Source organism: Pacificispira sp., from assembly GCF_965228185.1.
Classification (GTDB): domain Bacteria; phylum Pseudomonadota; class Alphaproteobacteria; order UBA8366; family Aestuariispiraceae; genus Pacificispira.
In genome coordinates this window covers 276,965-300,286 of the sequence record NZ_CBDDHE010000008.1, presented here as the reverse complement: position 1 = coordinate 300,286, position 23,322 = coordinate 276,965, and the positions used below count along the sequence as shown (strand labels likewise).

The following is a 23,322-nucleotide window of genomic DNA, read 5'->3' as shown; positions in this document are numbered from 1 at the left end:
ATTGTAAATTTATGAAACGTAAATTTATGGAGGCCTGAAATGAACGTGGAAAAGCAGGGCGTGTCGTTTCCGTCCTATACGGTGGTGCCGAACCGGCACCTAGCGGATTTGATCACGCGGGGGACCGGCATCGATCGCGTCCCGGACAATGTGCCGCCCACTTACATGATTTTTCTGCGCGGCGAGTCCGTCGGCGTGAACCTGTTCGAGGAACTCGATATTCCCCGGCAGAAGGCACTTCACGGCGGTCAGCGCTACGATTGGGCCCGCCCCGTCGAATGGGACGACACCCTGACGGTGACAGCCCGTGTCGCCAGCATTGTCGAGAAGCAAGGAAAGTCGGGCCGGATCTGGTTCGCGGATATTGAGTTTGCTTATGACGATAGCCAGGGAAAAAGGGTCCTGACCGAAATCACACGTTTGATAGAGAGGGAGTGAGATGGGACGCTTCGCGACCGACGATACGGTTCTGGACATTGTGGTGAAAGGCGCGACCCGCTCTCGGATCGCCCTATTCTCAGAGGGTACCGAAGATCCGAATCCCATCCATACCGACAAGGCTTTCGCCGCTGCAGCCGGCTTCCCGGATGTGCTGCAGCAAGGGCCGATGACGACAGCGCATGTCGCGCGCCTCTTAACCGAACGGGCGGGAACGCTTCGTAGCCTGGACATTACGTTCAAGGCTCCGGTGTTCCCGGAAGAAGATCTGCGCATTACGGCACAAGTGGACTCGGTCGCGGCGGACGGTTCGGTGACGTGCCGTTTCTCCGTCGAAAAGATCGATGGCACGATCACGGCCTCGGGGATCGCGACATGGGGATGAGCGATCATGCCATCGGCGCCACGACACCGGGCGATGATCGCATGGCGTTCGCGACGGCTCCTGCGATTGCCTCGGTTATCGTGGCGGGGGGCAGTGTGGGTTCTTTCGGACGAAAGCCTACGCTGTCCCTCACCGAAATCGCCGAACCTGTTGTACGCGACGCCATCGCGTTTGGCGGATACGAGTTCGGCGATATTCAGGCAGTCTATGTCGGCAATGCGTTTGGTGGCGCGCTGACGGGGCAGGAATCCATCCTAGGTCAAATCCTGCTGCGCGAATTGCCGTTCGGGGGCGTGCCGGTTCATACGGTCAAGAATGCCTGTTCCAGCGGATCGGATGCGGTGCATCTGGCGTGGAGCGCAATTGCTCATGGGCAATACGACTGCGTCCTCGTCCTCGGCGCGGAAAAGTTGATCCATGAGGATCGCCGCCTGCCTTTTGCGACGCTGGCGACGGCGACCGACCATATCCCCGGATCGGACGGACGGTCGGTCTTTATCGACGTCAATGTGAAACGGGCCCAGGACTATATGGCGACCTATGGCGCGACACAGCGCCACTTCGCCCTCTGTGCCGCAAAGAACAGGTTCCATGCGTCGCTAAACGACAAGGCGGCGGTGCGGGACCTGATGTCCTGGCAGGACGTTCTGGCGGACCAAGTTGTGTTGGAACCGCTGACACGGTCGATGTGCGGCGGACTGGTCGACGGTGCCGCTGCGGTGGTTTTGGTGTCCGACCAGCTGCACCGCCGGGGCGGCAATGGCGGCGTTCGGATTTCGGCCTCCGCCGTGACCTCTTCCGTGCCCAATCCTGAAACGGTCGGCAGCGCAACCGCCCGGGCCGCCAGGTTGGCATTCGCACAGGCCGGCGTCGACCCTCGGGACGTTACGTTGGCAGAGGTCCACGACCCGACGTCTCCGCAGGAGTTTTTCGATATCGAGGAACTCGGCCTATGCGACCGAGGCCAGGCGGTCGACCTGGTCGAGCGCGGAGACACGACGCTTGGCGGACGTTTGCCAGTCAATGTCAGCGGCGGACTTACCGCGCGGGGCCATCCTGTCGGCGCAACCGGCGTCGCTCAAATCGTAGAGGTATCGGAACAGCTGCTGGGTAGGGCCGGAAAACGGCAGGTCGAGGGCGCACGGATCGGATTGGCACAAATGGCGGGCGGGTTGCTCGGCCCGGATTCGGCCGTGGCGACGGTCCATCTGCTGGAAAAAATTTAAATCGGGGAGTGGAAATGCAGTTTCCCATTCAGGATACCTATCAACTTTACATCGGCGGCGCGTGGCATCCGTCCGAGTCCGACGAAACGAGAGATATCGTCAGCCCCCTCAGCGGGGAAACGATCTGTCGCGTGGTCGAGGCGAATGAGTTCGACGTTTCCGCCGCCGTCATGGCCGGCAAAGCCGCCTGGCCGGCATGGCACCGAAGCGGCCCACGCAAACGGCAAGCGGCCCTGATGCTGGCCGCCGATCGAATCCTTGCGGAGGCTGAACGGTTCGCCTGGCTGGAAACGCAGAACACCGGCAAGCCATGGCGCGAGAGCCTGGCCAATGTGCGCACCGCGGTCGATCGCCTGCGCTATTATGCGGGTGCGATCCGCGTGTTCGAAGGGAACCTGCAGCAGGTTTCCGGCGATGTTTTGAGCATGAATATGCGGGAGCCGCTGGGTGTTGTCGGCATTATCGGTGCCTGGAACTTCCCTCTCAACATGTTCCTGGGGAAGATCGCGCCGGCCCTGGCGGCGGGGAACGCGGTCGTTTACAAGCCCGCCGAACATACGCCGTTGTCGACCCTCGAATTGGCCAGGCTCCTGGGCGAAGTCCTTCCCGCCGGTCTGGTGAATGTGGTGACCGGATCCGGCCGAACGACCGGCGACGCCCTGGTCAATCATCCGGATATTCGCAAAATTTCCATTACGGGATCGGTCGAAACCGGTCGCCGGGTGATGGCCTCCGCGGCGGGGTCGACCAAACAGATCACGCTGGAACTCGGTGGCAAGAACGCACAGATCGTCTTCCCGGATGCCGACCTCGACAACGCCGCTCAGGGAGTCCTTCTCGGCGCCTTCCTGAACCAGGGGCAGGTCTGTACCTCCGGGTCCCGGATATTCGTCCATCGGTCGGTGAAAGACGCGCTGCTGGAGAAGGTCCTCAAACTCGTGCCGACGCTGCGCTGCGGCGATCCGTTCGACAAGGCAACCAATGTGGGTTGCATCGTGTTCCGCGACCATCGGGACCGCATCTTGGCCGCGATTGAAAAAGGCCGGATGGAAGGGACGGAACTCTTGACCGGCGGTGCCGTACAGCAGGTCGACGGCTTCCCCAACGGTTTGTTCATTCAGCCCACCTTGTTCGCCGAAACCGACAACGCGTCCACCCTTGCGACGCGCGAAATCTTCGGTCCGGTCGCCACAACGCATGTATGGGACGAGGAAGAGGAGATGCTGGGGCTCGTCAACCATCTGGACTACGGACTCGCCGCCGGGATCTGGACCGAAAACCTGGGCACCGCCCATCGGACGGCACAGGCGCTGGAGGCCGGCCGGGTCTGGGTGAATTGCTACAACCTGTTCCCGTCCGGCGCGGCCTTTGGCGGGACGAAGGCCAGCGGATTCGGCCGAGAAGACTCGTTCGAGACATTGCTGGCCTTCACCCAGGTCAAGAACGTGATCATCAACGCCAGACGAGAACACCGCACTTTCTACTAATCGGTTCCCATCGAAAGAAGGAGACAAGTCATGCAAAACCAAATTTTCGGAGAAGCCGGTATCGGCAATGTCACCCCGGACAATTTCCGGACCCAGGACAAGGAATTTCAGGAACTGCAGCTCAACCTGATCGCGATTCATGTGGTCAGCGAGGAAGTCGGCGCCGATAAATTCGAAGAAAGCATCCTCCGCGCGCCAGATCCGAACAACAAGATGCGTATGGCGAAAACGGTGATGGAGGAATACGGCCACCACATCCGCTATCGCGAACTGCTCGACGACCTCGACCTCGATTGGAACGAAGTCTGTGCGGACAAGGCCCATCTGACGACCTTCGATACGTCGATCGACACATGGACTGATCAGATGGTCTTTCTAGCGTTGGTCGACCGTGCGGCGGCGCATCAGTTCCGCCATTTCATCAAATCCCCCTACCAGCCTTTCCGGGAGGCCAGCCAAAAGACCTTGAACGAAGAATATGGCCATGTCGGCTTCGGCATGGACGGTGTGAAGGACCTGTTGGCGCGCGGTAAGGAGGGGCGCAAACTCGTCGAACAGGCGGTCTGGAAATGGCTTCCCGTCGGCCTCTCGTCTTTCGGCGCCGATGAATCCCATACGAACGAGCGCTACCGCTACTGGGGCATCAAGACCCAGTCGAACCGGGAAATGAAGCAAATCTACTACGATCAGGTTCGCGCTTTCATCACCAAGGATTGGGGCATCGATATCCCGGAGTCCATCGACGGCTTCCTGGATGCCGCCGGCACCCGCCGGGAAACGGTGGCGGCTTGAGCGGAGGACATCGCGCGGTGAGTGAATTCTCCGTTTCTATTGCAGGAAGCGACATCGTCGCTTCCTGCGATCGCGGCACCACTATCCTCGATGCCTGCATCGCGACGGGGGCGCCGGTACCCTATAACTGCCGTTCCGGCGAATGCGGAGAATGCCGGGCCCGGCTCCTAACGGGATCGGTCGAAGAAATTCCCGGCGCCGACCCAGCCATTTTCAATGACGTGGACCGGCAGCGCGGCGACATCCTGACCTGCCTGTGCTTTCCGCGCAGCGACCTGGAAATCGATGTTCCGCTACACAATGACAAACCCGTGGCCGCCGTCGAAACCTTCAATGCCCTGGTGGAGGAGATTGTCTGGCACGGTCGCGAGATCGTCGAAGTGACGGTCCTGCCACCGTCCCCGGTCGATTTTCAGGCCGGCCAATATTTCGATTGGACGATCCCGACGAACGGCGTCAGGCGCACCTTTTCGGCGGCGAGCGCCCCGGGTCGCGAAATCTTGAGATTCCATATCCGTATCCATCCCGATGGCATCGCCAGCAACTTCGTCCGCGATAGATTGCGTGTCGGCGACGTGCTGGAGATTACGGGGCCATTCGGGCATTTCGCCTTGAGCGGCAATTCCCACAGGCCCGCCATTTTTGTTGCGGGCGGAACGGGCTTCGCCCCCGTTCGGGCCATCTTGGACGCCGCGATAAGCGAGAAGGACAAACGACCGGTCCGCCTGTTCTACGGTGCCCGCACTGCGGATACGCTTTATTGTAAGGATGATGCCGAACGGTGGCGCGCAACGCTTCCGGATTTTCGTTTTTTCCCCTCCTTGTCAGAGGAATCCGAAGACTGTCTCGTTGAAGCGTTTCGCGGAAACATAACCGAATTGCTCGACCAGGAACTTGGCGGCGAGGTGTTCGGCGCCGAGGCGTATCTCTGCGGACCGGCCCCTATGATCGACGCGGCGATAGAAGTGCTTTTGGCCAAGGGAATGGAAAAAGAGGATATCTTTTATGACAAGTTCTTGCCCGCAAAACGCTGAAGCCAGGGAGGGCGCCGGGTGGAGAGAAATTCTGTCTCCCGCAGAGTTGCACCGGGCGACAATGTCCGACGGTGCGGTCATCCACCTGCGTAGACACGGCAATGCCGCTGGGCCGCGCCTTGTCATGTCGCATGGCAACGGCTTGGCGATTCAAGGCTATGTGTCTTTCTGGCGCCAATTTCTCGATGAGTACGACGTTATTCTGTTCGATATTCGAAATCACGGCGAAAACCCGCCGCACGAAGCGAGCGCCCATAATTGGCAGCGTTTCGTGCTCGATTTCGAGGAGCTTCGCGACGCTATCGACGGGCAGTTCGGCGTCAAACCAGCATCTGGCGTGTTTCATTCCCTGTCGGCGGTGACGGCGGTTCTACATGCGGACCGCTTTCCGGGACGCTGGGACTCTCTTATCCTGTTCGATCCGCCGATCTATCCGCGCAACGGTCATCCGCTGCAACCGGTCGAGGATGAGCACATGGACGACATGGTCCGGCGTGCCAAGCGCCGTCCGACACATTACGACAGCCCCACACTTCTGGCCGAGCAGTTTAAGCGGCGCCCGGAATTTCGAGGATGGATGCCCGGCGCGGCCGAACAATTGGCCGAAGCTACGCTGCACCACGATGAGCGGACGGGTTCCTGGGAACTTAGCTGTCCGCGCGAACTCGAAGCGCGTATCTACCAAACAAATAACGACCTGACGGTTTGGACAGCGCTCTGTCGGCCGCTGGATACGCCTGTATCGATCATCGGTGCGGACCCGGAAGTGGAAAACCAACTACCCTCGGCCGGCATCTGCGAGGCCGTGGCTGAGGAAGCCCGCTTACCCTATTGCAGTATCCCCGGGACAACGCATTTTCTCCAAATAGAGCAACCCGCTTTGTGTTACGAAGCTACCCTTGAGGCCCTTGCAGGGAGCCTGCAGTGTCCTGAGCTGAGGTCGAAAAATCTCTAGTATTCCACATATCTTCAGGTGCGGCGTGTATGTGCCGCACGTTTTTTGGGGACGCGTGTTCACAAGGTCGATGCCCAAATTATCGAACACCTTAGAAAAGTGTGCGGGCGGTTGCATTCAAACCAGTTGATAGTGTTCCTCTATCGATACGGACACGCGGTTTTTCGTTCGCAAGCGTCCATTTCTCGCGCGCAGCTTAATCGTTGGTCGCGGGAGGTGACCAGTTCCAGGGTAGGAGTTCGTCAACGCGGTTCACAGGATGGCCTTCGGGCATACGTTCGAGAACATCCTTGAGGTAGGCGTAGGGCTCTACATTGTTGAGTCTGGCGGTTTCGATCAGGGAGACGAAGGTCGCCCACCGTGCCGCGCCGCCATCGGAACCGGCGAAGAGATGGTTCTTTCGTCCGAGAGCCACGGGCCGGATGGCGCGCTCCAGGGGGGTGTTGTCGAGGTCGACGCGCCCATCTTCAATGGCCTGCCCCGCACTAGTGGTCCAACCCGATTGTTAGAGTCGGACGCATTCGGGTGCCCTGTTGGGCCGCCTGGAGCGAAGCGTCGGGCGGACCGACAGGGCTTGGCAGTATCGCCTGCGGAGGAGACGGACGATACCCAAGCGAGCTGTGCGGTCGCTGGGTGTTATAGTGGACTCGCCAGTACTCGATCAGCACCTGTGCTTCATGAAGCGTATAGAATTTATGACTGTCCCTGGTGGTCTCCCTCACGAAGTCGGTATTGTCTGAAACCTTTGACACGGTTTGGACCGAAATGACCGTTCCAAATTGCACACAATAGCGTCTGGTCTGGCTCGCTGCCCTGCCCTCTTCGGACTTAGCTGAATTCGTCCCGGGAATTAGGTGCGAGAGACTTCCTCATGATCTGGAACGCTTCGCCGTGAACCTGAATGTCCTCCATAATATGCCAGCCCAAACTTTTGTAGTAAGGGATCAGCCTTCCCATTTTGGCGTACAGATACAGGTCTGCATGGTTCTGTCCGCTTGCCCAATCCGTTGCTTCTCTTGCGAGCAACGCACCGATACCGTTGCCGCGATCCGCCTCTGGCACGAACAGGCTGGAGAGCCAGGGAGTGAGGTGCTCGTACCCCTCCAAATCGCATTCGCAAACAACGACTGTGCCTACGATGCGATGCCCAATCTTCGAAATCATCAGTGTTTCTGATTCCGCCTGGGCGAGGTGGTTACACCAGTCCTCAGTCTCCGACAGGCTGTATCCCATATCCGCGCCAAAGCCCACATTCAGCCACTTTGCGGCAACTGATGCTTCGGCCGAGAACGGGACAACTTCGCTAGTTTTGCAGTCGGATAGTTCTGCCATAGGCGATGAACATAGTTTTAAACTAACCGCAAAGCACGGATCGAATGCGTCTCCTTCTGGCTAACGGCCGTCGGCGAAGGAGGGTCGGAACCAGGGGCACAGCTGACCCTAAACGGACTTTCGCAGATCTGGGTCGGACGTCAGCAATGCTGACACGTAGGACCACTGATGAGGGTCAGGCCAATGGCTGAAGGTTGATGGAATCGAATGCGTCCCGACTGGCCTCCGCCAGCCAGTTTCTAAAGACCAGGAGTTTGCGGGATCGGTTGGCCTGCGGGCTCACGAACCAGTAGCTTTCGCCGCTGGGGACGGCGGTCGGGAACGGGGCAGCCAGACGGCCGGCCCGAAGGTCGTCCAGGACAAGAACCCTCTGCGCAATCGCGACCCCGATTCCTTCGTGCGCCGCCTCGTAAGCGAGGCTGCCATTGTCGAAGAAGATCCCGGATTTCGGATCGATCCCTTCAACCCCCATCGTGTTCAGCCAGATCCGCCAGTCGTTCCGTCTGGCAAGCGAGTGCAGCAAGCGTGTCTTCGCTAATCCCCCTATTCCGGCGGCCGCTAGCTCGCCCGCCATTTGGGGGCTGCAGACCGGAATGAACTCGATCGGCGCGAGTTCGACGCAATCCCAGTTCGGCCAATCCCCGGTTCCACTGCGGATCGCGGCGTCGAATTGGGAGCGGTCGAAATCGACGGTTTCCATGGAGGAGGTCAGCTGGATGTCGATATCCGAATAGCGGCCATGAAAATCCTTCAGGCGCGGAATAAGCCAGCGCATTGTGAAGTTTGTATAGCCACAGATTTTAAGAACATGGCGTTCGGGGCCGGAATTGATCGCCTCCGCTGCCTGGTGAAGCTCGCGAAAGCAGCGGGTGACGGTTACCAGCAGCATCTCCCCGGACGGGGTCAACTGGAGGGTGCGGCTCTTGCGAGAGAACAGCTTGGTACGCATGGACTTCTCAAGATTTGCAACCTGTCGGCTGATTGCAACCTGCGTGACGTTCAGTTCCTCCGCCGCGCTTGTCATCGTCCCAAGTCGGGCGGTGGCCTCAAAGGCGCGCAGTGGATTCAAGGGCGGAAGGGTCCAGTAGCTCATGGTCAAATCATAACTTTAAATTATAGATTACAGTTTTTTATCATTTGTTTCCAAACTGTCGCAATCGAAGAATGGCGACATGGAAACGCAAGCACATAGCGTCGCGGGGTCGGTGGCCCGGACCGGGAGAGATTGCAGGCCAGAGCCGGATGCGATCGAACTCGGCCGACAATTGCGCACCGGCGAAGTGTCGCCAGGTCGGGCGCTCGATAATGCCCGGTCGGCCGCTTACGAGCTCAATTCCGAACTAAATTGCATTACCCGATTCGTGGACGTGGATGAGCGGTCCTTCGCGGACGCCGATCGCAATGTGCCGGTCTGGGGGGTCCCGTTCCTGCTCAAGGACGCCTTCGCCACACTGCGCGGCGCGCCGACCAGCAACGGGACCGGATTTTATGACTCCGATGTGGCGAAGGAGGATTCGGTTCTCGTAACGCGTCTCAAGGCGGCAGGCCTTCAGATCTTTGGCAAGACCAACTGTCCCCCCTTTAATTCTCTCGCGACCACCGAGAACGGTGCCTTTGGCAGCACGCCGAATCCGTTGGACAAGACCCGCAGTGCCGGTGGATCCAGTGGCGGTTCCGCCGCGGCGGTCGCGGCCGGGATCGTACCGGCGGCTCATGGCAGCGACGGTGCCGGATCGATCCGCATACCGGCGGCCTATTGCGGCCTTGTCGGCCTGAAGCCGTCTCGCGGGCGGATCACCCTTCAGCCGGTACTCGGTGAAACCGTCAACGGCGGCATGTCCGAAGGGGTACTGACCAGAACCGTACGCGACAGCGCTGCCTTCCTGGACATTCTGGCAGGACCCGCGCCCGGCGACAGCTGCATAGCACCGCCGCCGCATGGCACCTTCCTGGACGCGATCGATGCGCCGCTAGGGCCGGTCGGCGTCGCCGTCGTCGAGGACGCGTTCGCAGGCGCTGCATCGGATGCGGATTGCCTCTCGATCCTGCGCGGCGCAGCCGCACATTGCGAAAGGCTCGGTCATCGATGCGACCGAACATTCCTGGAATTCGACCCTATGGCGTACCGCGCGGACTATCGAAGGATTTGGCCAGTCAGTGTCGGCCGTTCGATCCGGGCGGTGGAGGTTCGCCAGGGGGCGTCCTTGCAGCAGCGCCTCGATCCCTTCAATCGGCATCTCTACGCGCTGGCATCGCAGACCGAGGCAATCGATCTGGTGCTGGCGGTCGAAGCGATGCAGCGCACGGCGCGGCGGTTCTTTGGCTGGATGGAAAGCCGGAACATCGACGTGGTGATGTCGCTGACGACGCCGGGCGGTGTGCCGGAGCTCGGACACTTTGATGCGCAACGCCATGGCGCTCCGGAAGTCTATGAGAGATTCCTCGATCAGACATCCTATACGACGCTGGCCAATGTGACGGGGGCCCCCGCGGTCTCGCTGCCTCTCGGTCGCACACCGGACGGTCTGCCGGTCGGTATCCAGCTTTTGGGGCGCTATGGCGATGAAGCCGTCCTTCTCGCTTTGGCCGCGCAACTGGAAGCCGCGCATGCCAGGTCTCCCGTCATGCCGGTAACAAACCCGACGGCAAAGACCGAAACCGATCCTTCCCAATCGACAAAACGGAACCCTGTTAGATGACAATGGATACGATGACGCGTCCCGCCTGGGGGCGTGTGCCGCATGACCTGCAGAGCCGGGCCCCCTATCTTCGGATGCCCTTCACGCGCGAAGAATATGCAGCGCGCTGGCAGCGTGTCGGGGCGATCCTCGACGCATTCGATATCGGTGTGCTGGTCGTGGTTGGTCGTCCGGGTGATTCCGGGTTCATCCGCTATCTGACGAATTTCGAAAGCTATGTCGGCGATACCGTCGTCGTGTTGAACCGGAAGGGCGAAATCGCTCTGGCCACGAATTCTCTGATGCGGTCGGAACCGATGCAGTCCGGCGTCTGGATGACCTGTGTCGAGGATGTGCGTCCGACCGGGAACAGGCGCTATCTGCCGAACGCCAAGCCGTTGGAAGAACTGACGACCGATCTGATTGCTGACTACCGGACGGACGGCGCCTCGATTGCAACATGCGGTTCGGTTCCTGCCGCCCTCTTGAGGGCACTGCACGCAGCCCATCCCGGGGTCTGTTTTCGGGATCTCGGTGCCGAGGTCGCGGACATTATGGCGGTTAAAAGCACCGCGGAGATTGCGCTGCTAAGACGTGCCAATGTCGCGGCGGACCGGGTGCTGGACGTCGTATTGAGAAATCTCCGCGCCGGGGTCAGTGAGAACGAACTGGCCGGCCTTGCCTATGGCGAAATGATGCGCCTGGGGGCGGAGGGGCCCTCTTTTCCGCTGGCTCTGACCGCCGGCGAACGGACCGGTTTGAAACATGCCAGTCCGACCGACTACGTCGCTCGTGACGGCGATATGTTCTTCATCGATATCGGTATGGTTCTCGATGGCTATATGACGGACAACGCGCGCAGCGGCGTTCTAGGCACACCGTCGGATCTTCAGCGCGCGTTTCTAGAGGCCTGTGTCGAAATGACCGCCGCCGCCGCGACTGTCGCGGGGCCGGGCGTGCCGCAATCCGCTTTGGATGACGCCGCCTTTGCCGTGGCGTCGGAGTATGGATTTTCTCAGGACTATTACTTCCGAGCCCATGGCGTCGGAACGGCACTGTTCCTGCCGCCCCGCTTCGTACCGGGCGATGAGAAATCTCTGCGTCCGGGCGAACTGTTCTCGCTCGAGCCGATGTTGGTGCGCCACGGGTTCGGAACGGCCTGTGTCGAAAACACGATCCTGATCACCGATGACGGCGCCGAGACGCTGAACCAGAACACCGCGCAATGGTGGAATCCGACAGGTTAGTGCGATCCGTTGGGTTTTTTCGAGCCTTTCAGGCTAAACTTTGGAATTGGGAGAAATGTGATGGGACAGTTAAGGAAGTTCTGCGCGAAGGCGGCAAAGACCGCTGCTGTCGCGGCCGTATCCGCCGGATTGTGGACGTTGAATGCGCAGGCGGAAGACGTCTTACGCGTGGCCATGACCATGTCGGACATTCCGACGACAAACGGTCAACCGAACGGGGGCGCCGAAGGCCATCGGTTCGCGGGGATCACGATCTTCGATTCTCTGATCGCCTGGGATCTGACCTCCGTCGATCGTCCGTCTCCGTTGGTCGGCGGCCTGGCCGAAAGCTGGTCGACGAATCCGGACGATCGTCGGGTATGGACCTTCAACCTGCGTAAGGGGGTCAAGTTCCATGACGGCAGCGACTGGAACGCGCAGGCTGCAATCTGGAATTTCGACAAGATCCTTAAGAAGGATGCGCCGCAGTATGACGAGCGCCAGGCCGGTCAAAGCTATGGCGTCCTGAACGGGGTCGAAAGCTACCGTGCGGTCGACGACCATACGCTGGAGGTCGTGACGAAATCGCCTGACGCGCTGTTCCCGTATGGTCTGACGGTAATCTTCTTCGCCAGTCCGGCCCATTGGGATGCGGTCGGCGCCGACTGGGACGCGTTCTCGGCAGATCCGTCCGGGACCGGACCCTGGAAGGTGAAGGACGTCGTTGCCCGCGAGCGCCTCGAACTGCTGCCGAACCCGGACTACTGGGATGCGGCGCGCCGTCCGAAACTCGATCGGCTGGTCCTGCTCCCGATCCCGGACGCCTCGGCCCGTACGGCAGCGCTTCTTTCGGGTCAGGTGGACTGGATCGAGGCCCCGGCACCGGACAGTGTCGAACGGATCGCCGAGTCCGGCTTCACCGTCACCAAGGGCCCGTATCCTCACGTCTGGCCCTGGATGCTGAACACGACGGAAGAGTCTCCGCTGCACGACGTGCGGGTTCGCCAGGCGCTGAACCTCGGTGTCGACCGGGCGGGCATCGTCGAACTCGTCGGCGGGTTGGGCTACCCGGCTGTCGGCGCGGTCGGACCGGAAAGCCCCTGGTTCGGCAATCCGGAATTCGACATCCGATACGACCCGGATGCGGCGCGGGCACTGATGGCGGAAGCTGGTTACAGCACGGAGAATCCGGCCGAACTCGATGTCATCATCTCCGCATCGGGCTCCGGCCAGATGCTGCCGCTGCCGATGAACGAATACATTCAGCAGACCCTGTCCGAAGTCGGCTTCAAGGTGAACTTCGAGGTTCTGGAATGGAATGCGCTTCGGGCACGCCGCAATGCCGGTGCCAAGGCGGATGAGAACAAAGGGGTCGACGGTATCAACTCCAGCTGGGTCACGACCGATCCGTTCTTCGGTTTTATCCTGATGCTGGACAGCGGTTTCGCGGCGCCGAACGGGATCAACTTTGGTCATGTGAACGATCCCGTCATCGACGAACTGTCCGAACAGATCGGGGTCACGTTCGACCCGGCCGAGCAGGACAAGCTGATGGCCAAACTCCATGCACGGTTTGTGGATCAGGCCTACTGGCTTTTCGTCGTCCATGACGCAAACCCGCGGGCGATGGCCGCCAATGTGAAGGGGTTCGTGTCGGCGCAAAGCTGGCTGCAGGATCTGGCGACGGTTTCCCTGGACTGATCGCGGATTCCAGGAGGCTGAATCCGATGGCGGTGACACACATGACAGATATCGATTCCCTTCTCGACGTCCTGGCGGACTCCACGGTCCCCTGTGAGGATGCCAGACGTCAGATGATCTCTGCCGCCGCTGCCGTCGATCGCCTCGCCGTGGTGGTCGAACGGGGAAACAGGCTCGGGTTGCCTCCCTTTGCCGAGCGCCCGTTCGACCCCGCCGCGGCAGGCCCCGCCTCAACCGGATCGTCCGGCAGCGTCTCTGCCGAACCCCGAGACTTCAAAGGATACGGGGACAGGGTGAGGCAAACCCTTGCCAGGATCGATGCCCTGAATCCGGACGTTCGGGCGATTATCGAGAGATGTGACGAGACGGCATGTCAGCTGGCGCGCCGTCTGGATGAAGAGGCGTCCGGTGGCGCGGGACCTGTGAGAGCGCTGGGCGGCATGACCTTCACGGTCAAGGATGTGTTCGGTCTGGCTGGTCACCCAACCCGGGCCAACTCCCGGCTGCTTCGAAACGGCGGGATTGCTGAGAAATCCGCGAAGCTCGTGTCAGAAATGACCGGCGCCGGCGCTGTTCCCGTCGGAAAGACCGTGTGCTGGGAATTGTCGATCGCCGAGACGGACGACTCCGAAGCCCTGTTTCCCCGCGCCAGAAATCCCTGGAACATGTCTCGCGATACCGGGGGATCATCCTCGGGTTCCGCAGCGGCCGTCGCCGCCGGGCTTTGCGACATTTCCCTCTGTACCGATACTGGAGGATCGACCCGGGGCCCGGCATCCTGGTGCGGGCTGGTCGGGTACAAGGCCAGTAAGGGGCATTTCTCCATGGAGGGGTGCCTGCCTTTGTCGCCGGATTTCGACAGTATCGGATTGATGGCGCGGCAGGTCGAACCCTGCACCCGCGCATTCGACGCCCTGACCGGACCCGCACCGGAAAGACTAAAAACAGCCGCGCGCGGTCCCCGGCGTATCGGGATTTGGCGGGACGCCTATCGCAAGGACGCGCCGGCGACCGAAGATGTCATCAGGGCATTCGAAGGTGCACTGGCGGCGCAGCACAGCGATGCCGTGGAGTTCTGCGAGATAGATCTGCCGCCACTGGAGTATTTCAGCGCGGCCTATGTGATCCTTGCCCGGGCGCAAACCTACCGGGCCTGGCGATCTGCTCTTCAGGCAGATCCAGACTCTTTGGGTCAAACCGCGCGTAATCGCATTCTGTCCTGCGGCCTGTTCGGTCCGGATCTGGTTGATCAGGCCCAGGCCCTCAGGACGAAACTCCGCCATCATGTCGATGCGGCATTCCGTGCGGTCGACGTTATTGCCATGCCAACCATGCCGATCGCTGCACCGGATTGCTGCGACGCGGCGCTGGTGATGGCTTTCGACAAACCGTCCTATGTCCGGTTTGCCAGTCTGTTCGGTCTTCCCAGCATCTCGCTGCCGTGCGGTCTGACACCTGAAGGTATGCCGGTCGGCTCAATGCTTACGGCGGCATACAGTCAGGACTGCGACCTTCTGGAAATTGCCGGAACCTGCGAGACGTCGCTGCCGATGCAGGCGCCGCCATTGTTTGAAGGAAAGTAAGGGAATGCTGCGTTACACGTTCAAACGGATCGTCTTCACGATCCCCATAGCACTGGCGGTCAGCCTGCTGTGCTTTTCGCTGGTGCATATCGCGCCGGGCGATCCGCTGACCGCCATTCTGCCGCCGCAAACGCCGCCGGACGTGGTCGCCCAGGTCAAGCGGGATTTCGGACTGGATGAACCGCTTCCGATCCAGTTCGTTCTGTGGCTCGGTCAGATCGTCCAGGGTAATCTGGGGGTGTCGATCGGGACCGGCCGCAGCGTCTTCGTCGAACTGTCGGGGGCCCTTCAGAACAGCCTTATCCTCGCGCTCTTTGCGTCGGTCGTCGGGGTCGTGGCCGGATTTCTGTTCGGGCTGCTCGCCGGCTACTTTCGCGGCGGCTGGATCGACAAGCTCGCCACGACGGTTTCGATCGCCGGGGTCTGTATTCCGCACTACTGGCTCGGACTTGTCCTGGTGATTGTTTTCGCCGTGGAGCTTCGCTGGTTGCCGGCGATGGGCGGGGGACCGGGGGCGATGAGTGACTGGGCCTGGGATTGGGACCATATCCGCTATGCGATCCTGCCCTCGATTACCATGTCGGTCGTGCCGGTCGGGATCATCACCCGTACGGTTCGGGCCCTCGTCGCCGACATTCTGGCGCAGGAATTTGTGGATGCGCTGCGTGCGAAGGGACTTCGCGAAAGGCGGATATTCATCCATGTCGTCAAGAACGCGGCCCCGTCCGCCCTGGCCGTGGCCGGACTGCAGCTCGGCTATCTTCTTGGCGGATCGATTTTGATCGAGACCGTGTTCGCATGGCCCGGTTCCGGATTGCTGCTCAACAACGCGATCTTTCAGCGCGACCTGCCGGTCATCCAGGGAACGATCCTGGCGCTGGCGATGATCTTTGTCTGTCTGAACCTAGCCGTCGACCTGATCCAGGCCTGGCTCGACCCGCGGATGAAGAGGGGATAAGGGCGATGACCGATATCGATAAAGCATCCGCAGCCGTTCAGGTCGCCGCTTCAACCGGATATGCGGACCAGGGATACTGGGGGCGCGTACTGCACCGCTTCCTGCGGGAGAAGGTCTCGCTGTTTTGTCTCGGGGTGCTGGCCGTGCTGTGGCTGTCGGCGCTTGTTGCCCCGATCCTGGCGCCGCACGACCCTTATGAAAGTTCCATCTTCCTGCGGCTCAAGCCGATCGGCACGGAAGGGCATTTGCTTGGCACGGACGAGTTGGGGCGCGATATCCTGTCCCGGCTGATGTATGGCGGGCGCCTGTCGCTGATGATGGGGGTTCTTCCCGTCCTGAATGCCTTCGTGATCGGCAGCCTTCTCGGGGTCGTCGCAGGGTATGTCGGCGGCCGGGTGAACATGGCCATCATGCGCATGATGGACGTCCTCTACGCGTTCCCGTCAGTTCTTCTGGCCGTTGCGATTTCCGGGGCGCTGGGGGCGGGTATCGAAAACGCCGTTCTATCCCTGACAATTGTCTTCATCGCGCCGATTGCGCGTGTGGCAGAAAGCGTCACTTCCCAAATCCGCAGTCTGGAATATGTCGACGCGGCCCGGATCTCCGGTGCCGGTCCGATTTCGATCATTCGCGAACATGTACTGGGGAATGTCCTCGGACCGGTCTTCGTCTACGCGACCAGTCTGGTGGCCGTGTCGATGATCCTGGCGTCGGGCCTTTCCTTCCTGGGTCTGGGCGCGAAACCGCCGGAACCGGAATGGGGCCTGATGCTCAATACCCTGCGGACCGCGATCTATCAGCAGCCGCTTGTCGCGGCGCTGCCCGGGGTTTTGGTCTTCATTTCCTCGATCTGCTTCAACCTGATGGCCGACGGGATTCGCAGCGCAATGGATGTAAAGCAATGACGCAGATACAAAGCCAGGCCGCCGGCCCGATCATGCAGGTGGCGGACTTGGAAAAGCATTTCGTTCTGGGCCGGAAGAGTAATGGACGGCCACGCGCGGTTCACGCGGTTGACGGGGTTTCGTTCGATCTCCGGCCCGGCGAAACACTCGGTGTTGTCGGTGAATCCGGCTGCGGGAAATCGACGCTTGCCCGTGTTCTCATTCGGCTTCTGGACCCGACAGGCGGCCAAATCCGCATCAAAGATCGTACGGTCGGGACGCCCGGCGGCATGACCGTAAAGGAAATGCGCAAGCTGCTGCAGATGGTGTTCCAGGATTCGTTCTCGTCCCTGAATCCCCGGATGACCATCCAGGACACGATTGCTTTCGGCCTCCGGCATCAGGGCCGGTCGCGGGAGGAGGCGCGCGAACGCACCCGTGCCATTCTGGAGCAGGTCGGCCTGCCGGCGGACAGGTTCGGATCTCGCTATCCGCATGAATTGTCGGGCGGACAGCGTCAGCGTGTGAACATCGCCCGCGCGCTCGCGCTCGATCCCGAAATCCTGATCCTCGACGAAGCGGTCTCGGCACTCGACAAATCGGTCGAGGCGCAGGTGATCAATCTGCTGAGCGAACTGAAGAGCCGCTTGGGGCTGACCTACATCTTCATCTCGCACGACCTTCACATCGTGCGCTATTTCTCCGACCGAGTTCTGGTCATGTATCTGGGCCGGGTGATCGAGATCGGGGAGGCGCGGGATGTGTATACCGCCCCTTGTCACCCCTATACGCGGGCACTGCTGTCCGCGATGCCGTCGGCCGATCCCGCCCGACGTACGGAAATGGCGCCGATCACCGGCGATCCGCCGAATCCGATCGACCCGCCGAGCGGCTGTCGTTTCCGGACCCGTTGCCCGCATGCCGATGCGCGCTGCGCGTCGGAAACTCCTGTGCTGGAAGACAGCGGGTTAGGCGATGGACATCAGGTTGCCTGCCACCATTTCGAAGCCATCCTGAAAATGACCGATGGGGAGGATGTGCAATGACCACCCCGCTGGTCGAATTGAAGGACCTGCGGGTCCGCTTCAAGACACCTCGTGGCACGATCCAGGCGGTCAACGGTATCGACCTTTCTCTGGCTCAGGGGGAAGTACTCGGAATTCTGGGCGAATCCGGGTCGGGCAAGAGCGTCATGCTGCGTAGTCTGCTGCGCCTGCTTCCGCCGAGGACGACCACGATCGAAGGGTCGGTCAGGGTCGGCGGCCGCGACGTGCTTGCGATGTCGCCACGGGCCTTGAGTGCCTATCGCGGCGATGAGGTCTCAATGGTTTTTCAGGAACCGATGCTGGCACTGGATCCGGTCTTCACAATCGGCGACCAGATCGCCGAGGCGATCCTGCGGCACCGGTCGATTTCGAAACATGACGCCTATCGCCGCGCGCGGGACCTTCTCGACCTCGTCCAGATTCCGTCGGCGACGGAACGACTGAAGGCCTATCCGCATGAGATGTCCGGCGGGATGCGCCAGCGCGCGATGATCGCGCTCGCGCTGTCCTGCGAGCCGCGCCTGCTGCTGGCCGACGAGCCGACGACGGCGTTGGACGCCACGGTCCAGATTCAGGTTCTGTTGCTGCTGCGGGAACTGCAGCGCGAACTCGATATGGCGGTCATTTTCGTGACCCATGATGTTGGTGTGGCGGTCGAAATCTCTGACAGGCTGGCCGTCATGTATGCCGGCCGGGTCGTCGAGGAGGCGTCCGTGGCGGCCATGATGGCCGATCCCCTGCATCCCTACACGACCGGACTTCTGCAATCGACCGACCGGCCGGAGGACTACCGGACGCCGTTGACCACCATCGCCGGCTCGCCACCCGATCTGGTGAACCTTGGCGACGGATGTGCCTTTGCACCGCGATGCGACAGGGCGATGGACAAGTGCCGCGCCGAACGCCCGGTCACAAGAACTCACCGCCCGGGCCGGACGGCGGCTTGCTGGGACATCCGCGATGCGCCGGACGGCGGGTCTCTGAACAATGCGACAAGCGATGAAGGAGTGCTGATTTGAAACCGGATCATGTGACCATAATCGGACTGGGCGTTATGGGCGCCGACATCGCGGCGATCTTCATCGCCAACGGATGCGACGTAGATGCCGTGCAGCCCGACCCGGAAGAGGCGGCGGTACGGCAAGCCGCCGTACAGAATGCCGTTGAACAGCTTGGCATAACCGGGCCGAAGGGGGTGCTGCGCACCGTCCGGTCCTATGCCGAGGTGGCGGTGGACCGGACCGCCCTTGTGATCGAATGCGTGCCGGAGAATCTGGCACTGAAACGAAAGGTCTTTACCGAAGTCCTGGAGGCCACGCCATCGAGTGTGCCTGTCGTCTCGAACGCATCCGGCTACCGGATCAGTGACATCACGGAAGGACTGGAAGGCGCGGAAAGAACGGCGGGCATGCACTTCTTCCTGCCTGCCCATCTGGTCCCGCTGGTCGAGGTGGTGAAGGGCGAGCGAACCGACGATGCCGTCATGGACCGGCTGGTCGCGTGTATGAGTGCCGTCGGCCGCGCGCCGGTACGTGTCAATCGCGACACGCCCGGTTTCCTGGCGAACCGAATTCAGCACGCTTTGATGCGCGAGGCCTTTGCCGTCATCGATGAAGGTCTGGCTACTCCGGAAGATGTCGACACTGCGGTGCGCTTCGGGTTCGGTTTCCGGTACGTTGCCGCCGGCCCCATCCTGCAGAAGGAAATGGCCGGATTGGACACCCAGCTCGAGGCCGGGCGAACGATCTATCCGGGTTTGTGCGCCAGCGCCACGCCGTCGCCGGGTCTACAGAAGCTGGTCGATGACGGGCGTCACGGCATGAAGAACGGTGCTGGATTCTGGCAATGGCCGCCGGAACAGGCCGACGCGGTGCGTCGCGCCTATAACGAGATACTCGTAGAGGCCGCACGATTGCTCAGACGCTCGCCGCTGGAGGGCGTAACGCTCAAACCCTAGCACTGCCGACATTGTGAGCCGTAGCGCGCCGGAGCCATAGGGTTTCGGCGAACGGGGAAGATTTGCCCGACAGGAGGGGCTGATGACTGAAGTGACCTATGATGCCGTACTGGCCGCGCATCGGCGGCTGTCGGGCCGGATCGTCGAGACGCCCTTGATTGAAAACGCCCGGATCAACGAACTGGCCGGTCGCCGTGTCCTACTCAAACTGGAAACGCTGCAACATACCGGGTCGTTCAAATACCGTGGCGCCATGAATGCGCTGCTTGCGCTGCCGGAACATGTCCGGGCCGCGGGCGTGGTCGCATATTCATCCGGCAACCACGGGAAGGCACTGGCGGCGGCGGCCCGGCAATTGTCGGTATCTGCGACCGTCATCATGCCCGCCGACGCGCCCGCCAATAAGGTGGATGCGGTGAAGTCATGCGGTGCGCGGGTAGTGCTATATGACCGGGACAAGGATGACCGGGAAGCCATTGCGGGTGCCCTCATCGCGGAAACGGGTGCCACCCTGATTCCCCCCTTCGATCACCCCCACATCATTGCCGGGCAGGGGACGTCGGCGCTGGAAGCAGCGGATGAGCTGGACCGCCGGAACGACGCGGTCGAACGGGTTTTCGTGCCTTGCAGTGGGGGCGGTCTTGCCGCCGGCTACAGTCTGGTCCTGGCGGAGCGGATGTCGTCCACCGTCCTGACGGTGGTGGAGCCGGCGGCGTTCGACGATACCGGTCGGTCGCTGGCATCGGGCCGCATTGTCGCGAACGACCGGCGCGGCGGGTCGATCTGTGATGCCTTGCTGGTGACGCAGCCGGGGCGTCTGACCTTCCGGCTTCTGCAACAGGCCGGCGCCAACGGTGTCACTGTCACGGATGAGCAGGTGCGGGCCGCCATCCGTCTGGCCGCCATCGAACTGAAGGTGGTTTTGGAACCGGGCGGCGCGGCCGGACTGGCTGCAGCCCTCCTTTCTGAACCTTTCGGCGACGGGCCGGCGCTGGTCGTCGCGTCCGGCGGCAACATCGATCCTGACCTGCTGAGCGATGCTCTATCGGGTCCGAAACTCGGGGGAGAGCAATTATGATCAAGGTAGCGCTGGCCGGACTGGGTGCAATCGGCGCGACGGTTGCGGAACGGCTGCTTGCAGGCGTGCCGGGCATCGAACTCGTCGGAGTCTCGGACACTCACGAACCGACCCTCCGGCAGGTCTTGTCGACTCTGGGGTGTTCCGGCCTGACGGGCGATCTTGGTCGGCATGCGCGAAACGCAGATTTGATCATCGATTGCTCGGCTTCGTCGGGCTTTCTGGACGTCGCGCAGATCGCCATCGCGGAGAGTTGCGATCTGCTGACCGTCAATTCCGCCACTCTCGTCGACCATCCGGAAATCGCGGATCGATGCGCCGGGAACGGATGCCGGATCACCGTGGCGACCGGCGCATTGGCGGGGTTCGATGCTGTTCGTGCCGCCGCGGAGGGACGCATCGACCGGGTTGTCATCCGAACGCGCAAGAATCCGCGTGCCTTCGCGGGGGCCCCCCATGTCGTGCAGAACGGCATTGATCTGACCGGACTGACGGAAGCGTTGCTTCTGTTCGAAGGCAGTGTCCGGATGGCTGCCCGGGGCTTTCCCGACAATGTGAATGTCGCCGCGGGGCTCAGTCTCGCCGGCATCGGGCCGGATCGGACCGAGACGGAAATCTGGGCGGACCCCGCTGTCGAACGAAATACGCATGTGATCGAGGTCGAGTCGGATTCGACCCGTTTTTCGATCCAGATCGCGGGCATCCCGAGTCCGAAGAACCCGAGGACAGGGTTGCTGACGCCAAATAGCGTCGTCGCGGCCCTCAGGGCGATGGCGGCGCCGGTTCGCGTGGGCAGTTAGGCCGGAACAGGAGGCGGAAATGGCGATGGAATTCGATACGCTGATCGTTGGCGGTACGGTCGTCGACGGCACCGGCAGGCCGCGTTACCCGGCCGATATCGGCCTTCGGGACGGCAGGATAGACCGCATCGGATGCTTGACCGCCAGTACCGCGCGGGAGCGGATTGATGCCACTGGCATGATCGTCGCACCGGGCTTTATTGACAGCCATACGCATGACGACACCGCGCTGCTCAATACTCCCTGCATGATCGAAAAGGTCAGCCAAGGGGTGACCACCGTCGTTGCTGGAAACTGCGGGATCAGCATCGCGCCCGCCGCGCTACCGGGCGCGCCGCCGCCGCCGCTGGATTTGATTGGGGATGCGGCGGCCTATCGCTTCCCGTCCATGGGCGATTATCTGGATCGCCTCGACCGCATCCCGGCGGCAACAAATTCCGTTATGCTGGTCGGGCATTCGTCGCTTCGGGCCAGTCTGATGTCCAATTTGAACCGGGCGGCCGGCGAAAGCGAATTGGCGGAAATGAAAGCCTTGCTCGCCGTCGCCATGGAACAAGGGGCGGTCGGCCTGTCGACCGGTCTGGCCTATCAACCGGCACGGGGTGCGCCGCAATCCGAAATCGTCGAACTGGCAAAGGTCGTCCAGGCGCATCGGGGACTTTATGCCACCCATATGCGTGATGAGGCGGATGACGTGTTGCCGTCGATTCAGGAAGCGGTGGAGACAAGTCGCGCCGCAGACATTCCGATGGTGATCTCACACCACAAGATCCTCGGAAAATGCAACCACGGCCTCAGCAGCACATCGCTGGCCGCCATTTCACATGCCGCCAAAACGCAGAAGCTTGCGATCGATGTCTATCCGTACATCGCGTCCTCGACCGTCCTGAAACGCGACCGCGTCGCTCAATCCAACAAGGTCATGATCACCTGGTCGGAATCCATGCCCGATGCGCGTGGACGCTTTCTGTCGGACATTGCCGCCGATTTGGCCTGTAGCGAGGATGACGCAATTGACCGGCTGCAGCCGGCGGGGGCCATCTACTTCGTGCTGAGCGAAGAGGACGTCCGGCGCATCCTGCAATGGCCGGATGCCATGATCGGATCGGACGGGCTGCCGCAGGATGAATTCCCGCATCCCCGGCTCTGGGGCAGCTTTCCCAGGGTGTTGGGGCATTATGCTCGCGATGTCGGTCTGTTTCCGCTTGAGGAGGCCGTGCGCAAAATGACGTCCCTGCCGGCACGCATTTTTGGTCTCGTGGATCGTGGCCGGATAAATGAAGGAAGCTGGGCGGATATTGTGATCTTCGATGCTGCGAACGTCCGCGATGTCGCGACCTTTACCGATCCGATGCAACCGAGCGAAGGCATAGGAATGGTTCTGGTCAATGGGGACTGTGTTTGGAATGGAACGGCGGTTACCGGATCGACCCCGGGTCGGGCCCTGCGACGCCAGAATCTTTCAATACCTTTTGAATAGGCGTCGCACCCACAAGAACCGCACTGGCTGCGACACATGTCTCCATCTGGCTATCTTGAGAATTTTTCATCTTGATCATGCCGGTCAAGGCGTTCGCTGATCGTCGTTACGAACGGTTCTGCCGTTTCGGATTCGCTTTCGTCTGAACGGATTCGGTAAACGCGCCCATGATCCCCTTCGGCGTCGTGAGAGGTCGATGGTTTCCCGACCGTCCCTCTTAATTCCCGCGCATAGCTCTCGTGCCCCGAGGGCGGCAATGGTGGGGTCGGGACGGGTTGGCTT

At 61.3% G+C, this 23,322-nt stretch carries 21 protein-coding genes and 2 pseudogenes; 19 read left to right on the top strand and 4 right to left on the bottom strand.

Annotated features, from left to right (window positions below):
- Window positions 1-45 precede the first annotated feature (45 nt).
- The 7 genes from ACO06O_RS16125 (at window position 46) to ACO06O_RS16095 (ending at window position 6,317) form a co-directional block, all read left to right on the top strand.
- Window positions 46-438, top strand: a complete 393-nt coding sequence (locus ACO06O_RS16125) for an FAS1-like dehydratase domain-containing protein (protein ID WP_421881954.1) — start codon at window positions 46-48, stop codon at window positions 436-438.
- A 1-nt stretch (window position 439) separates the two neighbouring features.
- Window positions 440-823 (top strand): MaoC family dehydratase, encoded by a 384-nt coding sequence (locus tag ACO06O_RS16120; protein WP_421881951.1) that lies wholly within the window; start codon window positions 440-442, stop codon window positions 821-823.
- On the top strand, window positions 820-2,049 hold the full coding sequence (locus ACO06O_RS16115) for a thiolase family protein (protein ID WP_421881947.1): 1,230 nt from the start codon (window positions 820-822) through the stop codon (window positions 2,047-2,049). Before ACO06O_RS16120 ends, ACO06O_RS16115 begins: the two co-directional genes overlap by 4 nt.
- Window positions 2,050-2,063: 14 nt before the next feature.
- A complete protein-coding gene (locus ACO06O_RS16110; protein WP_421881945.1) occupies window positions 2,064-3,536 on the top strand; it encodes an aldehyde dehydrogenase family protein in 1,473 nt (490 codons plus the stop codon).
- A gap of 30 nt (window positions 3,537-3,566) precedes the next feature.
- Window positions 3,567-4,328 carry a Phenylacetic acid catabolic protein gene (locus ACO06O_RS16105; RefSeq protein ID WP_421881942.1) on the top strand — a complete coding sequence of 254 codons (762 nt, stop codon included), beginning with the start codon at window positions 3,567-3,569 and terminating at the stop codon, window positions 4,326-4,328.
- Window positions 4,329-4,345: 17 nt separating this feature from the next.
- Window positions 4,346-5,362, top strand: a complete 1,017-nt coding sequence (locus ACO06O_RS16100; RefSeq protein WP_421881940.1) for a 2Fe-2S iron-sulfur cluster-binding protein — start codon at window positions 4,346-4,348, stop codon at window positions 5,360-5,362.
- 61 nt (window positions 5,363-5,423) lie between these two features.
- A complete protein-coding gene (locus ACO06O_RS16095; RefSeq protein WP_421881938.1) occupies window positions 5,424-6,317 on the top strand; it encodes an alpha/beta fold hydrolase in 894 nt (297 codons plus the stop codon).
- Window positions 6,318-6,513: 196 nt separating this feature from the next.
- Here ACO06O_RS16095 and ACO06O_RS16090 read toward each other — a convergent pair.
- The 4 genes and pseudogenes from ACO06O_RS16090 to ACO06O_RS16075 all read right to left on the bottom strand — a co-directional run.
- Window positions 6,514-6,789: pseudogene (locus ACO06O_RS16090) on the bottom strand (transposase domain-containing protein); the annotation flags it as partial.
- A 106-nt stretch (window positions 6,790-6,895) separates the two neighbouring features.
- Window positions 6,896-7,102, bottom strand: a pseudogene (locus ACO06O_RS16085) (integrase core domain-containing protein); the annotation flags it as partial.
- Window positions 7,103-7,145: 43 nt separating this feature from the next.
- Window positions 7,146-7,649 carry a GNAT family N-acetyltransferase gene (locus ACO06O_RS16080; RefSeq protein WP_421881935.1) on the bottom strand — a complete coding sequence of 168 codons (504 nt, stop codon included), beginning with the start codon at window positions 7,647-7,649 and terminating at the stop codon, window positions 7,146-7,148.
- 175 nt (window positions 7,650-7,824) lie between these two features.
- Window positions 7,825-8,742, bottom strand: a complete 918-nt coding sequence (locus tag ACO06O_RS16075) for a LysR substrate-binding domain-containing protein (protein WP_421881933.1) — start codon at window positions 8,740-8,742, stop codon at window positions 7,825-7,827.
- A gap of 79 nt (window positions 8,743-8,821) precedes the next feature.
- Between ACO06O_RS16075 and ACO06O_RS16070 the strand changes: the two genes are divergently transcribed.
- From ACO06O_RS16070 to ACO06O_RS16015, 12 genes are all read left to right on the top strand, one after another.
- Entirely contained in the window at window positions 8,822-10,348 is a 1,527-nt protein-coding gene (locus ACO06O_RS16070) for an amidase (protein ID WP_421881930.1), read from the top strand.
- Window positions 10,345-11,574, top strand: a complete 1,230-nt coding sequence (locus ACO06O_RS16065) for a M24 family metallopeptidase (protein ID WP_421881927.1) — start codon at window positions 10,345-10,347, stop codon at window positions 11,572-11,574. The genes ACO06O_RS16070 and ACO06O_RS16065 overlap by 4 nt, the downstream gene beginning before the upstream one ends.
- Window positions 11,575-11,634: 60 nt before the next feature.
- Window positions 11,635-13,254 carry an ABC transporter substrate-binding protein gene (locus tag ACO06O_RS16060; RefSeq protein WP_421881924.1) on the top strand — a complete coding sequence of 540 codons (1,620 nt, stop codon included), beginning with the start codon at window positions 11,635-11,637 and terminating at the stop codon, window positions 13,252-13,254.
- 41 nt (window positions 13,255-13,295) lie between these two features.
- Complete coding sequence (locus ACO06O_RS16055; protein WP_421881921.1) at window positions 13,296-14,837, top strand: amidase; 1,542 nt, start codon at window positions 13,296-13,298, stop codon at window positions 14,835-14,837.
- 4 nt (window positions 14,838-14,841) lie between these two features.
- Complete coding sequence (locus tag ACO06O_RS16050; protein WP_421881918.1) at window positions 14,842-15,795, top strand: ABC transporter permease; 954 nt, start codon at window positions 14,842-14,844, stop codon at window positions 15,793-15,795.
- Between the two features lie 5 nt (window positions 15,796-15,800).
- A complete protein-coding gene (locus ACO06O_RS16045; RefSeq protein WP_421881915.1) occupies window positions 15,801-16,700 on the top strand; it encodes an ABC transporter permease in 900 nt (299 codons plus the stop codon).
- Window positions 16,697-17,725, top strand: coding sequence for an ABC transporter ATP-binding protein (locus tag ACO06O_RS16040; protein ID WP_421881912.1), 1,029 nt, complete (start codon window positions 16,697-16,699; stop codon window positions 17,723-17,725). The genes ACO06O_RS16045 and ACO06O_RS16040 overlap by 4 nt, the downstream gene beginning before the upstream one ends.
- The gene (locus ACO06O_RS16035; protein WP_421881910.1) at window positions 17,722-18,744 is read left to right on the top strand and encodes an ABC transporter ATP-binding protein; all 1,023 of its coding nucleotides are present in this window, start codon (window positions 17,722-17,724) and stop codon (window positions 18,742-18,744) included. Before ACO06O_RS16040 ends, ACO06O_RS16035 begins: the two co-directional genes overlap by 4 nt.
- On the top strand, window positions 18,741-19,682 hold the full coding sequence (locus tag ACO06O_RS16030) for a 3-hydroxyacyl-CoA dehydrogenase family protein (RefSeq protein ID WP_421881908.1): 942 nt from the start codon (window positions 18,741-18,743) through the stop codon (window positions 19,680-19,682). Before ACO06O_RS16035 ends, ACO06O_RS16030 begins: the two co-directional genes overlap by 4 nt.
- A gap of 82 nt (window positions 19,683-19,764) precedes the next feature.
- Window positions 19,765-20,760: a threonine ammonia-lyase gene (locus ACO06O_RS16025; protein WP_421881905.1), complete on the top strand. Its 996-nt coding sequence runs from the start codon at window positions 19,765-19,767 to the stop codon at window positions 20,758-20,760.
- A complete protein-coding gene (locus tag ACO06O_RS16020; protein ID WP_421881902.1) occupies window positions 20,757-21,560 on the top strand; it encodes an aspartate dehydrogenase in 804 nt (267 codons plus the stop codon). Before ACO06O_RS16025 ends, ACO06O_RS16020 begins: the two co-directional genes overlap by 4 nt.
- A gap of 19 nt (window positions 21,561-21,579) precedes the next feature.
- Window positions 21,580-23,040 (top strand): N-acyl-D-amino-acid deacylase family protein, encoded by a 1,461-nt coding sequence (locus tag ACO06O_RS16015; protein WP_421881900.1) that lies wholly within the window; start codon window positions 21,580-21,582, stop codon window positions 23,038-23,040.
- The last annotated feature ends 282 nt before the right edge of the window (window positions 23,041-23,322 follow it).

Bases quoted from the DNA above. Each gene is read 5' to 3' on its own strand.
- ACO06O_RS16060 (WP_421881924.1), top strand. From the start codon at position 11,635: ATGGGACAGTTAAGGAAGTTCTGCGCGAAGGCGGCAAAGACCGCTGCT.
- ACO06O_RS16025 (WP_421881905.1), top strand. From the start codon at position 19,765: ATGACTGAAGTGACCTATGATGCCGTACTGGCCGCGCATCGGCGGCTG.
- ACO06O_RS16080 (WP_421881935.1), bottom strand. From the start codon at position 7,649: ATGGCAGAACTATCCGACTGCAAAACTAGCGAAGTTGTCCCGTTCTCG.
- ACO06O_RS16055 (WP_421881921.1), top strand. From the start codon at position 13,296: ATGACAGATATCGATTCCCTTCTCGACGTCCTGGCGGACTCCACGGTC.
- ACO06O_RS16115 (WP_421881947.1), top strand. From the start codon at position 820: ATGAGCGATCATGCCATCGGCGCCACGACACCGGGCGATGATCGCATG.
- ACO06O_RS16065 (WP_421881927.1), top strand. From the start codon at position 10,345: ATGACAATGGATACGATGACGCGTCCCGCCTGGGGGCGTGTGCCGCAT.
- ACO06O_RS16020 (WP_421881902.1), top strand. From the start codon at position 20,757: ATGATCAAGGTAGCGCTGGCCGGACTGGGTGCAATCGGCGCGACGGTT.
- ACO06O_RS16040 (WP_421881912.1), top strand. From the start codon at position 16,697: ATGACGCAGATACAAAGCCAGGCCGCCGGCCCGATCATGCAGGTGGCG.
- ACO06O_RS16110 (WP_421881945.1), top strand. From the start codon at position 2,064: ATGCAGTTTCCCATTCAGGATACCTATCAACTTTACATCGGCGGCGCG.
- ACO06O_RS16070 (WP_421881930.1), top strand. From the start codon at position 8,822: ATGGAAACGCAAGCACATAGCGTCGCGGGGTCGGTGGCCCGGACCGGG.
- ACO06O_RS16105 (WP_421881942.1), top strand. From the start codon at position 3,567: ATGCAAAACCAAATTTTCGGAGAAGCCGGTATCGGCAATGTCACCCCG.
- ACO06O_RS16075 (WP_421881933.1), bottom strand. From the start codon at position 8,742: ATGAGCTACTGGACCCTTCCGCCCTTGAATCCACTGCGCGCCTTTGAG.
- ACO06O_RS16120 (WP_421881951.1), top strand. From the start codon at position 440: ATGGGACGCTTCGCGACCGACGATACGGTTCTGGACATTGTGGTGAAA.
- ACO06O_RS16095 (WP_421881938.1), top strand. From the start codon at position 5,424: ATGTCCGACGGTGCGGTCATCCACCTGCGTAGACACGGCAATGCCGCT.
- ACO06O_RS16035 (WP_421881910.1), top strand. From the start codon at position 17,722: ATGACCACCCCGCTGGTCGAATTGAAGGACCTGCGGGTCCGCTTCAAG.
- ACO06O_RS16015 (WP_421881900.1), top strand. From the start codon at position 21,580: ATGGCGATGGAATTCGATACGCTGATCGTTGGCGGTACGGTCGTCGAC.
- ACO06O_RS16045 (WP_421881915.1), top strand. From the start codon at position 15,801: ATGACCGATATCGATAAAGCATCCGCAGCCGTTCAGGTCGCCGCTTCA.
- ACO06O_RS16050 (WP_421881918.1), top strand. From the start codon at position 14,842: ATGCTGCGTTACACGTTCAAACGGATCGTCTTCACGATCCCCATAGCA.